Origin of the sequence: uncultured Sanguibacteroides sp., from assembly GCF_900543425.1 — a bacterium.
Lineage (GTDB): Bacteria > Bacteroidota > Bacteroidia > Bacteroidales > Marinifilaceae > Gabonibacter.
This window is the reverse complement of the sequence record NZ_UQRQ01000038.1, coordinates 1-18,528: the sequence shown is the minus strand read 5'-3', so window position 1 is coordinate 18,528 and position 18,528 is coordinate 1. Positions and strand designations below refer to the sequence as shown.

Here is an 18,528-nt window from a genome sequence, read left to right as displayed (position 1 = left end):
GGATAGGTTTTCAACTTTTACGATTGATTCTTCCATACAATAGATTTACTTTATACATAGTGATTAAAACGTATCTGCCCCATAAGAGAAACCGGTCTCATTAATACCTGCCACTCTTCCTCCGACGTTGGCTTTAGATACCAATCTGTAAGAGAGCAATTTATCATCGACGGCATACACCATAATATCTCCATTCTCACAGCCGACAACCATATATTTATACGTGTTGTAAATGACGGTATAAAGCAACACCGTTACTTTGGAGTCAACAGAAATCCATGGATTATCCGAATAATTTTCACCAAAATTAATACAACGTATCTGATTGCCTTTAGCGTAAACCATTTTGTTTTCGGGAGCTGAATAACATCCAAAAGTCATGATAACATCATCCGATGTTAAATATACCGGAAGAGCGACCGGAGCTACACTCTCATTCTCCAACACCTTCATATCGGAAGAGTTGAATCTGAAATCATATTTATAGGTCTTACCGTTTTGATTATAATAAATGGCATTCCCTGACACATAAGTTTTACGGTCATAGGTAGGACACAAGTGAAGAACATCCACATCACTCGGAATTTCCCAAAGAGGGAAAGGATAGTAATTTCCGTCTCCCTTAACCAGCGGACGTATTGTTGCATTCATACCATCACTTTGAGATTGTATAATCAATACTCTCCGGTTTAGTTCATCAAAACAAAGAGGATCCCGATCCCGTGACACGTAAGTACTAAACTTCGTTACCTTATACCCCTTAGCATCAACAAAATAAGGTACGGTTTGGAACTTCCCTGTCAAATAGTTCTCAGACATCTGTCTTTTAAAGATACGACCGTCCTCCGTGGCAATACAGGAAAGACGCAGGTTGTCAAATCCGTCAATCGGTTTGAAATTATCCGGTGTCCCATCCAGGAACTGATCCTTCATATCGGCATACATCGTGAAGGTCTCATTATTCAACTGATATACGCCTTCCGTCGTTACGATAAGAGAAGCACCCACCGTAGACGAAACATGTTTAGCCAGACAGTTTCGTATTTTCAGCGGTTTACCTGGAATATCTACTCCATTCATCTGATAATAAAGGTCATCCTCTAAAAAATAATCGTAAACCAATGTAGGGCCCTCGTATCTGGTCTTCAACCGCAAATAAGAACATTTCGTCAGATCTGGACTTTTGTCGGATATAACGACAAAACTTCCCAAATAAAATTTCGGACGGAATCCGAGAAAAGTTCTTCCGATATAGACAATTCCGTTTTGCTTATTGATAATACGGAATATTCCGGTCACACCCGTTTGGGCTTTACCCAAATTCGCTCTCGCCATCACGGTATCCGTTTTCATTTCAAAATTAGATTCTTCCGAAACAATAACGCCGTTAATTTCCCATTCGTAACGGAAAATATCCAATGCCGCTACAGAGTCCTCTCCAAAAGTGAAATCTTTACCTTGAGGCATAAATTTCATCATTTCGCCTTGTGTTCCGTTTACCCGTATCGGCTCCGTACTCGGATCTATAATCCATTTCGGAGCAAGCCCCAATTCTTTATAGGAATAATTACCTTCATCCTTAAAACATCCTGTTAAAAGAGATGCTAAAAGAAGACAACCCAGTAAAACTATATTTTTCATAAAATTCATTTTAATCAGATTAAATTGCAACTTCGATTATACTACCATCAGTATCAGTAATGTCCTCTATCGGTTGTTTAGCCAACCACTCCTTAAACTCCATTGCCAGTTTGATTGCCTCGTCCGGATGTTTCTCTATCAACTCTTCATTCATCTGAGCCTCTTTATCGACATAATTCAAGAACAAATAATATTTCTTATCAGAATATTTTCCCAACAATCCGTCGTCCACTTCTTGCGTCCACCAATCCGGTTTTTTAGCTGTCGTCTTCAGGATGATCTTTGCCCGTCTGCGCTCCACTTGTCCCAATCCGACACCATCAGACGGCACCAATTCCACGACAAGACGTACACCCTCCGGCATATCGTCCAAACGATCCGATCTAATCAACTTAACTTTAATCGTATCTCTTATCTCTTTGGCATCCTCTCCTATGGTATTTGCATGGAAAGTATAGTAATCATCCAACTTATATTCATCCGCATTGGCCGTTGTCTCTTCTTCGATCACTTTCAACCCGAAAGTAATATCAGAAGTCAGAGGCATTCCGGAAAGCAGAACACCTAACTCCACCTCTATGTTTTTCGTTCCTTCCGGATAGAAAAAGAATGTGGTTACGGTAGAATCAGCCTCTTCGGTTCCCGGAGAAAAAGCGTTCATGTAAAATTTATCGAAAAATATCTCGTGTCCATCATGGAATGTCAATACCTTATCTTCATCACAAGAAAAGAAGAAAATGGTCATTAAGATGGAAAAAGAAAATAAATACTTTTTCATAATTTCTATATTTTATAATCAATAATTATAAACTCTGGTTACTTGGAATCGGTACCAAATATTCACTCCGACTCATCGGGCGAACTACATTTTTTCCAAAATCGATATTAGCATCCAAACGTTTGTAGAGATAGAAGAGTTGTCCTTCGGAAATCCACTCCCGACGAGCATCCCGAATCAATTCATTTACGAAATCATCCCAACTGCCGACCGTTATTTTCTCCGTACATCCCCTGTTTTTCCGAATATCGTTCAGAATATTCTGGGCTTCTCCGAGATTCCCCTTACGAGCATAATATTCAGCCATGATATAACGCATTTCAGTAGCTCGAATAACCGGAAGAACACATAAGTTTTCATTTCGGGTTTCCTCGTTTTCACTGATATACCATTTTCCGGAAATAGGATATTGTCCTTGGCTATTAGTAGCATAAAAGATCATGTTAAGGGCACGATAATCCGATTTAGACTCATCGATTCCGCTGCGCGTATAGAATGTTTTCTGAACCTCTTGATTAATGACTAACCAGGTCGGATAGGAACCGCTATAAAATTCCTTTTTAAAGAAATACTCCAGCCCCAAATCATCATATGCTTTCTCATTATATACGGCAAAGATCAAATTGGAAATAACTTTCAAGTCTGTCTTGGAATCCCAATCTCCCCTACGAATTCCGCTATAATCATCTTTTCCAAAGGCTGATTCCATACCATAGTAAGCTTCTACCTGGAAATCCATAACCTCTTTGGCACAATCAAAAGCATCCTGTTCATACCCGGAGCCGGCATATTGATAAACCCGAGCCAATAAGGCAGTAATAGCATAATAATTCAAACGGTAACCTCTTCCTTTAAAGAATGCATCAATTTTTGAGCCATTTGAATAGTCATCGTAGATAACCGTTCCGAAAGAAAATTCATTATTAAAACGAGCTTTTCCCGTAATTTGCAAGCCGACACCAATATCTGAAGTATCCCACTCCTTTACCAGGTCACGTCCTTTTTTCAGATCGGTAATTACCTTCTCCAAGAAAGGTTTTACTGCAATACCAGAGGCTTGAATATTCGGATATCGATCAACATAAGGAACATAAATTTGATTATCGTCATGAACCGGAGCCGGAGCGAACAGACGTAACAAATCAAAATGCATCAAAGCCCGGCAAGCATAAGCCTCTCCCAAAATCAGATTCCTCTCCATTTCACCCTCTTTAAACAATTCCGGGGATGCATTCTCCACATTCTGGATCAGATTGTTGGCATTAGCAATCACATTAAAAGCCGCTAACCATACCGACTCAATTACTGGAGTTAAATAACTACTCGTATAGTTAAAATCTCCGGCATCAATATACAACTGTCTGCTGGTCACATTATTGGCAATCTTTAAAGAGTACTGTTGAGACATACAGTCAACCATTCCGAAAGCTAATTCTACCCCATATAAATCAGACGATCCCATAGACTTATACAACCCATTCAACACGGAATGATACCCGGCTGCCGTAGAGAAAACCTGTTCTTCCGTGGCCTGAGTATCCGGTTTCAAATCCAGCCATTCTTCACAAGAAGTGAGTAAAACAGCTGATAACAACACTATTATATTTGTAATTTTCATATGATTAATCTTAAAAAGTTAGAAACCTACACTAATGGTAAAACTATAGTTCTTAGCATACGGATAACTGGTTCCCCGCTCTTCTTTTATTGTAGACCATCTACATATATCATTCGCATTGAACCGGACCCCAAGAGAGGTTAATCTGATCTTTTGCAATAACTCTTTTTTGAAATCGTAACCGACAGACAAACTGCTAAAGGTCAGATAATCATCATCCTGAACTAAACGAGAAGTCGGCTTAGTTGTTGTATTATTGGTCAAATCAATGTAAGCAGAAATATCTCCCGGCTTCTTCCATCTCTCTGTAAGTACCCGTTTATCCACATTATTATCCTTGATATTGGCATTCTCCACCTTTGACCGTAAAGTTTCATTATAAGACTGTGCTCCCCATTGGTAAGAGAAATAAGCATTCACATAAAATCCACGGTAATTCACATTAACACCGAAAGTTCCGTTAGCAGTAGGACTTTCATCTCCCACAACGACCTGATCATCCGCACACCATGTATATGAACTGGTTCCGTTTTTCTTGATAAATTTCTCTTTACCGTTTGCCGGATCGATACCTGCCGAGCGTACAGCATAAATAGCGGAGGTAGAAGCTCCTACATAATACTGAGTGAAAGGAGTAGCCATAAATTCTCGTCCATAGGAAGGCCAACTGGAATCATACTCCTCGTTCAATTTTTTATTGTATTCTTCCGTTGATTTACCGAGAGAAGTAATCTTATTCTTGTTACCAGCCATATTACCGGTTAAAGTAACCACCCATTTTTCATCCTGATATACGGTGGCACTGACCTTAACCTCAAATCCCTTGTTGACCACACTACCGGAATTAGTATAATATTGATCAAAACCGGAGGAAGAACGAATCGTTACTTGGTCAATCAAATCATTCGTCTTTTTATGGTAATAGTTAGCCTCGATATAATAACGGTCACTAAACAAACCTAAAGCGATACCGACATCCAGGGTATTGGTCTTTTCCCACGTCAAATCGGTGTTCCCCAAATAAACCAATTTAGTCGCCGGACCGGTATAATACCAACTATCGGCATCCGTTTCATAGGTCGTAACAGCAGTATAGGGTTGGAAATTCACCTTACCGGTACTTCCGTAAGAACCGCGAGCTCTCAACGTACTTACCAGCCAATGATCCTTCAACCATTTATAATTATGGAAGTTTACTCCAAGACCGACAGACCAGAAAGGAGCAAATCGTTTGTCAGATCCAAATTGAGACGAACCGTCAAAACGAACAGAAGCATCTAATAAATAAATATTATTCAAAGAGTAGTTTACAGAGGCCAAAAAGGCAAATAGTCGGTCTTGAGTCCTGGAAACGTCCGTTTTATCCGGTTGAGTGGCGGCAAAAGCGGGAGTATTCATACTACCTAATTGGAAACCCTTAAAGAGCATGGAATAACTTTCATTTTTAGATTCTTTTATATTCAATCCCATCGTGGCATTAATAAAATGCATGCCGAAAGCCCGGTTATAGTAAAACATGGCATTCACGTTCCAATTATATCCGGTTGATAAGGAACGGGATAATTGTCCTTTTTCTTTAATGGCGGTATACTGATAAGAAGGATCGTCCGGATCAATAAAAGATTCCGTTTTGGAATCATTCTTGGTCACACTGAACTGTCCTTTAAATTGAAGTCCTTCTAAAATATACCAGTTGATATCCAAATTATCGGTCAAATCATAAATATGCCCTTTTCCGGAATAACTCTCCAGCGTGGTTTTCCACAACGGATTCTTTGTACCGTCCGTCAATTGGGCCAACAACTTACCGTCATCATCCTTATAGGCAAGATAAGGTTGTTTATTGGCATACTCATTGAATGTTCCGTAAGGGGAATCCTCCGACCGGGTCATGGTATAAGAGACATAATTACGAATCTGAAGTTTGTCTTTGTAGCGGAAATCCACGGTTAAACCGGCTCCGGCACGACTACGATACGATCCCTTCATCGCTCCGTCATTACTATCGTAATTGAAATCCAAACCGTAGCGTACACTCTCTACACCACCTTCCAAATAGAAACTATGTTTATGATTAAATACATTACGCAAAGGCAGAGCCAACCAATCCGTATCCACACCCCGCAATACCTCCGTCAGCTTTTTATTATACTCCATCTCTCCGTATACATCATCAGAGAAAACCCCGGATAATCTCTCCACTTCCAATTTCTCGGCAGCATTACACAAATTATAATCAGACAAATCCGGTAACACGACTTCTCCCGTGAAATTATAGGTAATCCTCATCTCTCCCGGTTGAGGAGCAATTGTCGTGATAACAATCACCCCGTTTGCAGCCCTGGAACCGTACATAGCCGTGGCTGCCGCATCCTTCAAAATCGTTACGCTCTCGATACGGTTCATATCCATATCATAAATTTTCTGAGCTGATGCTTCAAATCCGTCCAAAATAAAAACCGGAAGATTCGGGTTATCTTGTACATTAGTACGTTGTGTCTGTTTCGTATACTCTACATCCAGACCTTTTGCCATAGCTATACTGGATTCACCCCGGATATTGAATTCGGGCAAGGCATTCGGGTCGGATCCCCAAATAGAGTTATCCTTCAAACGTACGGAAGGGTCAAATATCTGAAGAGCTCCGATTAAACTCTTATTATTGGTCTTCATTAATTGCTCCTTAGTTACCTTCGTCACGTTTCCGGTAAAACTCTCTTTCCGTATAGTGGTATAACCCGTTACAACCACATCCTCCAACCTATGTTTTTCCTCCTTCATGGTTATATTGATCGTGTCTTGACCGGTATATTTAATTTCCTGTGTCTCCAGACCCAGAAATTTAAATATCAAGGTAATATCTTTCACATCCGGTAATCTCAACGAATATTTTCCGTCTACTCCCGTAGTAGTACCCAATTGCGTACCTTTGATCAAAATCGCAACGCCGGGAAGAGGCATCTTCTTTTCATCAATAACTTTACCGGCAATTCGAATTTCTTTCTTCTCATCCTTTGCGATCACTTCTTTAATGATGATCATATCATTCTCTATTTCTGCCTTAAAGCCTGTCCCTTTCAATGCCGCATCCAACACTTCCTTCAACAAAGCATTCTGCATGTCCACGGTGATAGAATTAACCCGCTTCACTTTGTTATAATCATACAAAAAACCAACTTCACACTGACTTTTAATCGCTGAAATCAATTCTTCAATACCCGCATCTTTCAATTTAACACTCACCCGCTGATCCTGCGAATGTACTGCCGCATTCAATCCGAGATTGAATACTAACAAAAATAGACAAAGAGGTTTCATACACAATAGAACCTTACGACACCACCTTTTTTGCAAAGGTCTGTACAGTTTTCTTCTTTTTTTCATAAATTTGTATAGTTAAATTAGACACCTAAGGAGTAAGTCGGCAAACTTATCTCCTATGAAGACAGGAGAAGACAATTCTCCTGTCTTATCGTTTTTGTACTTTTACCATATTTTTATCCACTATGAATTTCACATCACCTACCTCCTCCAACAGATGAAGGATATAATTGAAATCATCAAAACGTTTTAACTCTCCAGAAAACAAAGTTTCCTTCGCCTCTGCATTTTGATAAAAGACCGTAAAGTCATACCACCGGGATAAAATCGTTAATATATCTTCCAGACGCTTTTTATTGAAAATGTATTTCCCCTCATGCCAAGCTATATACTCCTGAACATTTACCCGTTTTTTCACCACTATGTCGTATTTCTTATCGTAACGAAGATGCATCCCCGGTTCCAAAATATAATAACTATCCGGTTTGTTTTTTAAATTCACTTCAACCTTTCCGTGTACTAAAGTAGTATGCTCATCCTCTTCATCCTTGTAACAAGTTACCCCAAAACTCGTTCCCAAAACAGTAATATTCATATCTCCGGCATGCACAATAAAAGGACGAAGAGTATCTTTTTGTATCTCAAAATAAGCCTCGCCTTCCAAATAAATTTCCCGGCTCTTTCCAACAAAAACAACCGGATAAGTCAAACTGGATTCCGAATTCATATATACTTTGCTTCCATCTTCCAAATCTACCGTATACTCCCCTCCTCTCGGAACATCCAGTTTGTGAAAAATCAATTCCTGTACAGAGTCCGTTTTTTGTACTTGGGCGGAATATACCAAACGAGTACTATCCACCTTTACTTCAACACCTGATTTTTCTTGGAAAGAATTATTTCGTTTGCCTAAACGATGCTGACTGCCATCCGATAAGTACAATATGGCATCCCTCTGTCCTGGCGTAATCTGATGTGCAACAGGAATAGATCTTAAAGATTTGTCATTCTTAACATTCAATGAAATAGAGATAAACAATCCTATGCAAATCACGGCTACTGCACTCCAATAGACAACCATCGGCCGACGAAAATAGTTCAAACGTTGCCTCTTTTTAAGTCTACGAGCAAATTCAAGCCACGCCTCCTCTATCTCTTCTTCCGAAAGCTGTTGGGCTTTTGGCATCCCGTTCATTCTCTTCATCTCTTCAAAGTAACGCCGATGAAGTTTACTTTCATCTAACCACGCTTCAAATCTCCGATTCTCCTCTTCCGATAGCGTACCTTCTATTTTTCTATAAATTAAAGTCGTTGAAATCTCCATCTCTATCTCCATACTTTTTATCTTATTACATCTTTAAAACGGAGACCCCCCTATTTTGTGCGACAAGAATTTTTGTTTTTTTTTCGAAAAAATATTTTTTTTCAGATACATTTGTCACACAATAAATTACCAGTAATAATTAGCAACGAATGAATAGAACGTATCTAATAAAATAAAGACTCGTTAAAGGCCGGCAATAAAAAAATTCATACTAATTCATATGCCGGTATTTTACTCATCTTTTATTTTGCTTTGATATTATTAACATCTCAAAAATAATATGGAAACAACATCTCTTCAGGCAAACTATCCTGAAAAAAAACATGATTGAATATTCCGACAATAGTATTATCATCAAGCAAATCATTAAGTCTGAAATAAACAAACTGTATATTACGAAACAAGCATTTTAGTCACATCCGGGTACAAAAGCTAAATGGCAAATCCTTAAACAAGAGTTAAGTGACCTACCTGTATCCCTCCCAATTCAATGACACAACCGTTTAATTTTAAACATACTGAAATTACATCTTTTTTATAATTGAGTACAGATCCTCGGCTGTTTCTTCAATTCCGAACACGGAACTGTCGACGGATAAGTCGTAATATTTGCTCGCCCCCCATTCCTTGCCCGTAAAATGGCGGCAATGTTCGGCCCTTGCTTTGTCAACCCGCATCATCTCTTTCTCTGCTATATCCCTGTCGATGCCGTATTGTTCGACTATACGATTCAATCTGAATGAATTGTCAGCATGGATGAATACATTGAAACAATTTGCCTTACCTTTCAGAATAAAATTTGCCAAACGCCCCACGATGACACACGATTCCCTGCCGGAAAGGTCGCGTATAATTTTACTCTGGGCATAAAACATAGCTGCTTGGGTCGGGTCATCGCCCGGGGTTACTCCCGTAATATTCATATTGAGGTCAAAAAGCAGGTTGTCGCGCAATTTCTGCTCATTGGCTTTCACGAATACTTCACTCAGTCCGCTTTCTTTGGCTGTCATTTCTATCAGGTTGCTGTCATAGAGTTTTATCCCCAATTTGCTCGCGAGTAACACACCTATCGCATGTCCACCGCTACCGTATTCACGCGATATGGTAATAACAAGCGGCAAATGCTGAATATCTTTCATATTTTCAATCGCTTCTACGACGGAAAAAGAATTGTCATTACCGGGATTCAGGGATGATTCGTGATTACGTCCGAATATAATATAATACACGAGTGAAAGTACACAAGAAATACCTATGTAGAGAAACATCCAGTCATACCCCACGTACTTCACCAATATCCCAGCGACGAAAGCCCCCAAAGCAATTCCCAAGTCAAAGGCGCAGAAGAACGTTGAACTTGCAGCTCCCCTGCGGTCGGGTGCAACCGAGTGCATCGCCATCGTCTGAAGCGAAGGTTGTATGGCTCCGAAACTATAGCCCAGCAAAAGAGCCGAAATAATATAGCAAGGCACAGTATGTACAAACACAAGCAGCAATATACCGAGGATGATTGCAATGTTACCCGTATAAACCAATATGGCTTCTCCATAGCGGTCTATCACCCTGCCGAGGATAATACGCGTCAGAACTGTAGCAATAGCGATGAAAATAAAATAGATCCCTCCGCTCAGAAGCCCGTTCTTGGTGGCATATATGGCCACATAAACCTCGATCACACCATAAGCTATCATAAAGAAAAACTGGGTAATGGATGCCGGGATAGATTTATGCTCAAACAACTCGTTTAGTCGGAGGTTGTTGGGAGAAAGTGTATAATTACGACTCCTGATGAAGATGCCTATAATCAAAGCCAGCAGAGCCACTAAGGCCACCATTCCGAAAAGAGCCTTAAATCCGAAAGCAGAAGGTACACCGCCCAAAGAATTCATTATGGCCAACCCTATCGCAGGTGCAAGAGCCGTAGAAAGAGCCATGGACAGACCAAACATTCCGAGTCCCTCCCCCATACGGCTACGGGGGATGATGTCCGTAACCCAAGTGGAGGCGGCATTGCTTGATGCGGCATGGAAAACTCCGTGTATGGTACGCAATACGATGGCAAATGCTATACCCACTGCCAGAAAATAACCCATCGGGATAAGCGACATACCAATCAATCCTATGACGAGAATCGTACAACGCCCTTTCGTATCAACGAGCCATCCCACAAAAGGACGGGAGATGATGGAAGCGAGAGAAAATAGGGCCGTAGCCAGTCCGATAGACACCGAATCCCCACCGAGGTACTCTACGAAGTACGGGAATGTCGGCAGAAGGGCATGGAAATTCACGAAAATGAAAAAATTCACCAAACAGATTTTTACAAACGAACCTGTCCATAGTTTTTCTTTGATCTGGTTTTTCATATTATTTATATCATTACATCAAGGCATAAAAAAAACACGCCGAAATTATCAACTAGACTTACGTGATAATCACAACATGTTGCAAATAACCGTTATAGCGGCATTATTCAACTGCAAAAGTAAAAAAATAAATTAAAAAAACAGGGATTTATTTAGTATATTTTATTCTATCGGACTCTGTCATCCAAGAAGAATTATCGAATTACAAGGAATAAATGCCTAAACAAATAAATTTTCTGTAACACGAGCAAAATACAATTCGAATTTTATAGAGACACCGTTAAATCGTTCCTGTCTTCAACCGTTAATCCCCGTCAACGGCTTCTTTTATATAGACCGGAGTATAAGTAGACATACTATGCGACGATGAAAAATAAATACGTACAACAATATAATTCTCTCCCAAATCCACTTCTTCCTGTTTCGGTGTCCATTCCAAACTTCCTTCAGGAGATTCTATTTTCCCTATATAAGTTTGAGTCTTATCCTTCTTTTCCACGTAAACGGACATCGATAAGGGTTGGTTTATTTCTGCAGAAACCGTCACGGACTGCCCCAATGCAACCGTATCCTCAGACAAACCGACAGCACACTCCACATTTTTTGAATTATAAGGAGAATCATCCCCTTTACTACAAGAGATCATCATCCCTAAAAAAACAACTAACCCGATAAAAACTATATTTTTCATTATTTTTCGATTAAACAACGAACAAAAGTAACCCGGACTTTTCTTTTATGCAAATTCGAGAGCTCCTATTTTACTACCCCCCAAAATCAGTACTGCTGCTCCGTTTCCCGCTCCTTTGCAATCATAAACAATCCCATTAACAGGAAAATAGCCATATTATCGTCACTTAATTGCTCTCTCAGCTTCTTGTATCCGCGAGCAACCTGGGTTCGAACCGTATTCATCGTAATCCCCAGTTCATTAGAAATTTCCCAATATTTCTTTCCTTCCACAACACTCATCAAAACAATACGCTTGCATTGGTCCGGTAATGTCTCAATTGCACTTTGTATCTTCGCGTACAACTTCTCGTCCACACATTTATCCAAATCTGCCGCATAAAGCATCGCCTCCGCCATCAGGAACTTATTACGATCCATTACTTTCAAGTGCCGCAAATAATCGATAGCAGCATTTCGAGCCAAACAATACAACCAGGATTTTAAATTAAATTCATTTGGAAAAGAAGCACAACTTTCATATAATTTTAAGAAAATATCCTGAACCAGATCCTTAGCCATATTCCGATCCCCGATATGCCTCTCCACGAATAAAACAAGTGCCTTATAGTACATTTTAAATACTATTTCGTAGGTTTCAGGATCTCTTTTTTTCAATCCCTCGATATAGACATCGTCTCCTTTTGATTTAATTACCAACATTTTACGTATTTAATCCCGGTTTTTATTTTTAGTATACAAAGTTCACCCCTTTAGAACTTCCAAAAGTATCAAAATTATTTTAACTCATCAACTACAAATTATTAAATATTATTACAATCTATATATATATCCAACGCCAACAAGTAGACAACTTTGATTAAATTTCATTTTCGTAGTTGTTTCGTTTTAATAAAAACACGTAAATTCACCCGACTTGCATCTTTTAAGGTATGATCAGACAACCGGAAATAAACATAGAAGCTTTACCAAAGAAAATACGGAAGCTTTCCGAAAGTTATATGAAAATTTTGAGGAAGCCCTTTATATTACTCACACGAGAAAATACCGGACTTAACCATAACTGATTCCAAATTGACAGCACGAATCGGAGCAGACGTGAAAAACAGTCATGCCGAAGAACTTTACCCGACAGATCATCCTAAATTCATAGAGCGTAACTTTTAAGATTCTTATCGCCATAGGCGTATTATATTGTTTATAATAACCTGAAAACAAGGTAACAATAACATAAAACAGTATTCTTTTCTATCCAAAAATAGAAGAAAATCATAATAAATAATATCATGGAAAATGGAAAATTTTAATACATTATTAAAACTTATATTAATTTTGTGACATGACACCCTGATGAGCGTTTGTTGGATGCTTAAAATTAACTACATTTGTAGCGTTGTCAGGAATACCGAACAACAAACATTTTAGTTATGAAAGCGTTTAGCTTTATCCCGTTTTTAGAAATCTGGTATATTTCAAGTGGTACGGGGATTAGCGATACAAACGTTCATGCTTTCCGTATATATGAAAACGTATATAGGTTTAGCGTGGGGTGTCGTTTTATCTTGTACCACAGGTTTACCAGAACCTCTAAAACAGATAATTCTAACAGTTCCCACGCTTGAACCGAAATATATTTTGTATCAATCTGATATATAGTCATTATATATCATTCTCTTATAGATTTGATACCGTATAGTTCCCACAAAAGATATAATATTCAAAATAATCGTTCCTGTATATTAGGGTAAAATGGATTTTATCATCCCCCTCTAAAGAGTAGGGATCATAAACTTGTGTGGCCAAAATTGATGTTTTAGTCACTTTTTTGTGCTTTGTCCGCAATATATAACCTATAACATCAAATATATTCATAGATAATTTGTACCTTTGGTCACATTGGATAGACATACGAATATGGAACGTAAATTACTGAACCGAATCAAAGTCGTTCTCGCAGAGAAAAATAAGAGCAATAAATGGCTTTCGGAACAATTGGATAAAGATCCTGCCATAATCTCCAAATGGGTTACCAATACAACACAACCCAATGTGGAGACGCTAATTCAAATATCCAAAGTTTTGGGTGTAACCGTGGATGACTTATTAAGGACGGAATAATAAGTTTATGGGAGCAGTCAAATTATATAAATATCTTGATTTTACTGGTGGATTGATGATGCTACATTATAGTAATCTTCAATTTACCAATGCTACGCAGTTGAACGACCCGTTTGATTGCCACCCATCGTTAATTGATTTCTCCAATGTTCCGAAGGAAGCGTGTGGAGGATGGACTCCGGAAATAATCGAAGAATTAAGAAGAGATCCATTTCGTAGAACCAGAGAAGAGGTGTGGATATGTAGCCTTTCCAAAATATATGATTCAATCTTGATGTGGAGCTATTATAGCAAACATAAAGGTATCTGTATTGGTTTGGATATGGAGAAAGCCCAAAAGTATCTTTCGAGAATACAAGGAACAGTCATGATTGGTTGTTCTGAGGTGGAAGTGCAATACAAGGATATTGTAGAGAAGCCTGATTATTTCAGGGATGCAAAAGATTTTTTCCATTATCAGTTGTCCACAAAAGCAAAGGCTTGGGAACATGAACAAGAGGTAAGACTTTTTATTTTAGACCCTTGGCCGACATATATGAGTTTATTGCCGGGGCAAAATGATGATAAGGGGCCGATTGATTGGAAAGAAGTTCGGGCTTTCCCTAAAATCGGAGGAGGTGCTTTGAGTCGGTCTATTTGGGAATCAATATGGATACAGATGAGAAATCAAAAATAATAAGCGTTGCACGGAAACTTAATCCTGACATTAAGATTTACCAAATGGTGATTGATGCAAATGCTTTTAAGTTGAATACTGAATTGATAAAATAAAATGGCTAAGAAACAGAATAAACCGGTAAAGGAAGAGACTCTTGAAACAATACTTTTCAACTGTCGTAACAGTCTGCGTGGGCGTGCGGCTATGACAGATAAGCGCGACTTGCTGTTGACCCTTGTATTCCTGAAATTCATAGGAGAACGGTTCAAACAGCAAAAAGAGAAAATTAGGCATGAGATAGTGGAAGTTCAAGGCATTAATGATACGGATTTCATTGAGTTGCAACTTTCTCGTCCCAATCAATATATGCAGGACGGAGTGTTTTTCCTGACAGATGAAACATTTTGGGACAAACTGATTCTCACATTACCTACCGGCATGGCTATCGCTTTCGATACGGCCATAAAGACTTTGGATGACAACGAACCTAAATTGAAAAATGCCCTTCCGCAGCAGATTTTTACGAAAACAGCCCTTGAACCGGGAGTTCTGAAAAGCGTAGTGGATGAGATAAACAAGATAGACCCACAGAAATTTAATGATCACGACCTCATAGGACGTGTATATGAGTATTTTTTGCAGGCTTTTTCCATAAACGCAGACAAAGAGGAAGGAGAATTTTATACACCACATTCTATCGTAGAGCTTATCGCATCACTTATTGAGCCTTTTGATGGGACAGTCTATGACCCTTGTTGTGGTTCTGGAGGTATGTTTGTTCAAGCTGCAAAGTTCATAGAGGCCCACGGTGGAAACACGAAAGCCGTCAATGTGTATGGGCAGGAATCAGAACCGGCAACCTATCGTCTTGCAAAGATGAATCTGGCTATCCGAGGTATCTCTTACCATTTGGGCGATAGAGCCGTGTCCACATTCTCCGATGACCAGCATAAGGAACTCAAGTTTGATTATATCATGGCGAACCCGCCGTTCAATTTGAAAAAATATGCCGAATACGGAGGTTTTGAGACTGATCCCCGATGGCAAGGCTATGGCATCCCTCCTACCAGCAATGCCAACTATGCGTGGATTCTTCATATCCTAAACAAATTGAATGTCAGTCGTGGAATCGCAGGATTCCTGCTTGCCAATGGTGCTTTGGATGATAGTGATACGCAGGGAATACGCAAACAGCTAATCGAAAGCGACAAAGTAGAAGCTATTATCGTTTTGCCGCGAAATATGTTCTATTCTACCGATATATCCGTCACCCTTTGGATTTTAAACAACGACAAGAAAGGCGGTCCATGGCATGGCAGACAACTTCGCAACCGTACAGGTGAAATTCTTTTCATTGACTTGCGGACATGGAACAATAACATATATGAAAAGAAATACGTCCGCTTGTCGGAAACAGAAATAGACAGAGTGCGTCAAATATACCTCGATTGGCAAACCGAGAATTTTGCCGAGTATGCCGAGCCGGAATTATACTATGCTGCACATCGTAACGAAATTCAAGAAAAGGGATATTCTCTCGTGCCATCCAGATACATTGAATTTATAGACCGTGATACGGAAATAGACTATAAGTCTGCCCTTTCAGAAATGAGTTGTAAATTTGATGAATTGAAGAAAAGATGGGATGCAAACGAAACGGAACTTATAAACGCTTTCAAAGTTTTAGGTTATGGAAAAGAATAAGCTGCAACATGGTATGACAACTGATAAACTGGTTTCTGATATCCGGAGTATCATTGAACAAGGCCGTCAACAGGCATATGCGGCAGCTAATCAGATTGCTGTACTTACCTATTGGCACATTGGGCGGCGAATAGTGGAAGAAGAACAGCATGGAGAAGTTCGTGCGCAGTATGGCACCCGGTTGATTAAAACATTAGCAGAGCAACTGGTACCTAAATACGGTAGTACATTCAGTAAACGCAATTTGGATTACTTCCGCCAATTTTACCTGTGTTTTAATGATTTGGAGATTGTGAACACGCGTGTTCACAATCTGACATGGTCGCACTTCCGCTCGATTATACAGGTTGCAGACCCTAAGGCCAGAGAGTGGTATGTAAAAGAGGTATCGGAACAGATGTGGAGTGTGAGGACACTCAATCGCAACATCGGTACACAATACTATGGCCGCCGTATGGCTTGTGTAAGGGAAGGGCTGGCATTGCCAGCCCCCGATATTGAAGCCAATGATCCATTGGAGTATATAAAGAGTCCGGTGGTTGCCGAGTTTTTAGGTTTTCGCAAGGACAGCAAATATGATGAGAGCGAGTTGGAGCAAGCCTTAATAGATCATCTGCAACAATTTATCATGGAATTGGGGCGCGGTTTCGCTTTTGTCGACAGGCAGAAACATATATCAACAGACACAGGTGATTTTTACATTGACCTCGTGTTCTATAACATCAAGCTCAAACGTTACGTGCTGTTTGAATTGAAAACACATCCTCTGACACATGCAGATGTGGGGCAATTGGATATGTACGTACGAATGTATGACGACCTTGTAAAAGATGAGAGTGATAACCCGACAATAGGCATACTGCTCTGTACCGAAACGGACAAGGTGATGGCAAAATACTCCGTCCTTAACGGTAGCGAGCAACTTTTTGCAGCCAAATATATGGCCTATATGCCAACGGAAGAAGAGTTGAGCAGGGAGATAGAACAGCAAAAACGTTTCTTCTTGGAACAACACGGAATGGAGGAGTGATATGGGAGCGAGTAATGTAAAATGGGTTAGGCTCGGAGATTATATTTCTCCAAGACGTGAAAATAACTCTTCACTTAAATATGGTGTTGATTTGATTGAAGGGGTGAATAGTGATGGTGAATTCCAGCCGACTAAAGCTCTTACTAATAATATCAATTTGAAACCTTATAAAGTTGCTAGACATGGTGATATTGTTTATAACCCATCAAGGTTAAATATCGGTTCTCTGGCTTATAGAACAGGAGGAATGTGTATTGTCTCTCATCTATATCAAGTATTTCATATAAAGAAAGAACACCAATCAGTGTTATCTGCAGAGTTTTTAACTCTCTATCTTAGACGAAATGAATTTTACAGATATGTAGATTACGACAACTTTGGTAGTCAAAGAGCAGAATACAACCTAAATAAATTGAGCGAATTGCTTATTCCGTTGCCATCTCCTGACGAACAACAGAAAGTGGTGAATGTATGGAAAGCATTCCGGGAAATCAAAGAACAAAACGAGGCTAAGGCTGCTCCGCTTATGCAAGTCTGCCAAAGTTATATCCAGGAATTGAAGCATAAATATCCGAAGCAAGAAATCGGGTTGTATATTCATCGCATAGATGAAAGAAATTCTAACAACCAGATTAAAGAAGTTAGAAGTGTTTCTGTTTCAAAGTACTTTAATGAAACAAACGCTAAGGTCGACAAAAACAACCTTTCAAATTATAAAATAGTAAGAAAAAATCAAATAAGTTTTGTCCAAACGACAGGGAACGAAAAATGTCTTTGTGCAGCTATCAATCATTTAGGTTTCCCGATTGTTGTTACTTCGGTAAACGAAGTTTTTGAAACAGACGAGAAGTATTTGTTAGCAGATTATTTACATTTAATATTTCGAAGAGCAGAGACTGATCGTTATGTTCGTTTTAATTCATGGGGAAGTGCTCGAGAGACATTTACTTGGGAAGATATGATACGTTTTGCCATTCCTCTACCACCCATTGAAATTCAGCGTGCAATCGCCAATATTTATAAGTGCGCAAATGAAGCAAAGCAAATAGCAGAAGAAGCTGACAGACTTTCACGCGAAGTTTGTCCGGCATTGCTTCAACATGTCATACATTCTTAAACAGCAACGATTATGACAAACAAAGGGAAATATTATGAAAGTCAATTCGAGGAAGCAACCATCGAGCTCCTCCGCGAGGTACATTGGCAATATGCATTTGGCGATGATATTCACAGGAAATATACCGATCCACTCATTGAAGAGGACTTAAGGAAGTTTCTCG

General features: G+C 39.4%; 12 protein-coding genes and 1 pseudogene. 5 read left to right on the top strand and 8 right to left on the bottom strand.

The features are described from left to right. Positions 1-63 precede the first annotated feature (63 nt). The 8 genes from QZR76_RS13620 to QZR76_RS13585 form a co-directional block, all read right to left on the bottom strand. Complete coding sequence (locus tag QZR76_RS13620) at positions 64-1,641, bottom strand: PKD-like family lipoprotein (RefSeq protein ID WP_294143352.1); 1,578 nt, start codon at positions 1,639-1,641, stop codon at positions 64-66. Positions 1,642-1,660: 19 nt separating this feature from the next. After that, the gene (locus tag QZR76_RS13615) at positions 1,661-2,419 is read right to left on the bottom strand and encodes a DUF4843 domain-containing protein (RefSeq protein ID WP_294143351.1); all 759 of its coding nucleotides are present in this window, start codon (positions 2,417-2,419) and stop codon (positions 1,661-1,663) included. A 25-nt stretch (positions 2,420-2,444) separates the two neighbouring features. After that, positions 2,445-4,037 carry a RagB/SusD family nutrient uptake outer membrane protein gene (locus QZR76_RS13610; RefSeq protein ID WP_294143350.1) on the bottom strand — a complete coding sequence of 531 codons (1,593 nt, stop codon included), beginning with the start codon at positions 4,035-4,037 and terminating at the stop codon, positions 2,445-2,447. Positions 4,038-4,055: 18 nt separating this feature from the next. Next, positions 4,056-7,421, bottom strand: a complete 3,366-nt coding sequence (locus tag QZR76_RS13605; RefSeq protein ID WP_294143349.1) for a SusC/RagA family TonB-linked outer membrane protein — start codon at positions 7,419-7,421, stop codon at positions 4,056-4,058. An 85-nt stretch (positions 7,422-7,506) separates the two neighbouring features. After that, positions 7,507-8,694, bottom strand: coding sequence for a FecR family protein (locus QZR76_RS13600; protein WP_294143348.1), 1,188 nt, complete (start codon positions 8,692-8,694; stop codon positions 7,507-7,509). A gap of 512 nt (positions 8,695-9,206) precedes the next feature. Then, positions 9,207-11,048, bottom strand: coding sequence for an MFS transporter (locus QZR76_RS13595; RefSeq protein WP_294143347.1), 1,842 nt, complete (start codon positions 11,046-11,048; stop codon positions 9,207-9,209). A gap of 304 nt (positions 11,049-11,352) precedes the next feature. Then, positions 11,353-11,739 carry a hypothetical protein gene (locus tag QZR76_RS13590; RefSeq protein ID WP_294143346.1) on the bottom strand — a complete coding sequence of 129 codons (387 nt, stop codon included), beginning with the start codon at positions 11,737-11,739 and terminating at the stop codon, positions 11,353-11,355. Positions 11,740-11,825: 86 nt separating this feature from the next. Continuing rightward, positions 11,826-12,440 (bottom strand): RNA polymerase sigma-70 factor, encoded by a 615-nt coding sequence (locus QZR76_RS13585; RefSeq protein WP_294143345.1) that lies wholly within the window; start codon positions 12,438-12,440, stop codon positions 11,826-11,828. A 1,212-nt stretch (positions 12,441-13,652) separates the two neighbouring features. Between QZR76_RS13585 and QZR76_RS13580 the strand changes: the two genes are divergently transcribed. The 5 genes and pseudogenes from QZR76_RS13580 to QZR76_RS13560 all read left to right on the top strand — a co-directional run bounded on the left by QZR76_RS13580 (position 13,653) and on the right by QZR76_RS13560 (position 18,365). Further along, positions 13,653-13,856, top strand: coding sequence for a helix-turn-helix transcriptional regulator (locus QZR76_RS13580; RefSeq protein ID WP_117710914.1), 204 nt, complete (start codon positions 13,653-13,655; stop codon positions 13,854-13,856). A 7-nt stretch (positions 13,857-13,863) separates the two neighbouring features. After that, positions 13,864-14,627, top strand: a pseudogene (locus QZR76_RS13575) (DUF2971 domain-containing protein). Position 14,628: 1 nt separating this feature from the next. Then, positions 14,629-16,218, top strand: a complete 1,590-nt coding sequence (locus QZR76_RS13570; RefSeq protein ID WP_294143344.1) for an N-6 DNA methylase — start codon at positions 14,629-14,631, stop codon at positions 16,216-16,218. Continuing rightward, positions 16,205-17,248, top strand: coding sequence for a PDDEXK nuclease domain-containing protein (locus QZR76_RS13565; protein ID WP_294143343.1), 1,044 nt, complete (start codon positions 16,205-16,207; stop codon positions 17,246-17,248). Before QZR76_RS13570 ends, QZR76_RS13565 begins: the two co-directional genes overlap by 14 nt. 1 nt (position 17,249) lies before the next feature. Then, the gene (locus QZR76_RS13560; RefSeq protein ID WP_294143342.1) at positions 17,250-18,365 is read left to right on the top strand and encodes a restriction endonuclease subunit S; all 1,116 of its coding nucleotides are present in this window, start codon (positions 17,250-17,252) and stop codon (positions 18,363-18,365) included. Positions 18,366-18,528 lie beyond the last annotated feature (163 nt).

What these genes read in the sequence shown, in the direction of transcription:
- QZR76_RS13570 (WP_294143344.1), top strand. Translation starts at nt 14,629, where the DNA reads ATGGCTAAGAAACAGAATAAACCGGTAAAGGAAGAGACTCTTGAAACA.
- QZR76_RS13565 (WP_294143343.1), top strand. Translation starts at nt 16,205, where the DNA reads ATGGAAAAGAATAAGCTGCAACATGGTATGACAACTGATAAACTGGTT.
- QZR76_RS13585 (WP_294143345.1), bottom strand. Translation starts at nt 12,440, where the DNA reads ATGTTGGTAATTAAATCAAAAGGAGACGATGTCTATATCGAGGGATTG.
- QZR76_RS13590 (WP_294143346.1), bottom strand. Translation starts at nt 11,739, where the DNA reads ATGAAAAATATAGTTTTTATCGGGTTAGTTGTTTTTTTAGGGATGATG.
- QZR76_RS13605 (WP_294143349.1), bottom strand. Translation starts at nt 7,421, where the DNA reads ATGAAAAAAAGAAGAAAACTGTACAGACCTTTGCAAAAAAGGTGGTGT.
- QZR76_RS13580 (WP_117710914.1), top strand. Translation starts at nt 13,653, where the DNA reads ATGGAACGTAAATTACTGAACCGAATCAAAGTCGTTCTCGCAGAGAAA.
- QZR76_RS13560 (WP_294143342.1), top strand. Translation starts at nt 17,250, where the DNA reads ATGGGAGCGAGTAATGTAAAATGGGTTAGGCTCGGAGATTATATTTCT.
- QZR76_RS13615 (WP_294143351.1), bottom strand. Translation starts at nt 2,419, where the DNA reads ATGAAAAAGTATTTATTTTCTTTTTCCATCTTAATGACCATTTTCTTC.
- QZR76_RS13620 (WP_294143352.1), bottom strand. Translation starts at nt 1,641, where the DNA reads ATGAAAAATATAGTTTTACTGGGTTGTCTTCTTTTAGCATCTCTTTTA.
- QZR76_RS13610 (WP_294143350.1), bottom strand. Translation starts at nt 4,037, where the DNA reads ATGAAAATTACAAATATAATAGTGTTGTTATCAGCTGTTTTACTCACT.
- QZR76_RS13595 (WP_294143347.1), bottom strand. Translation starts at nt 11,048, where the DNA reads ATGAAAAACCAGATCAAAGAAAAACTATGGACAGGTTCGTTTGTAAAA.
- QZR76_RS13600 (WP_294143348.1), bottom strand. Translation starts at nt 8,694, where the DNA reads ATGGAGATAGAGATGGAGATTTCAACGACTTTAATTTATAGAAAAATA.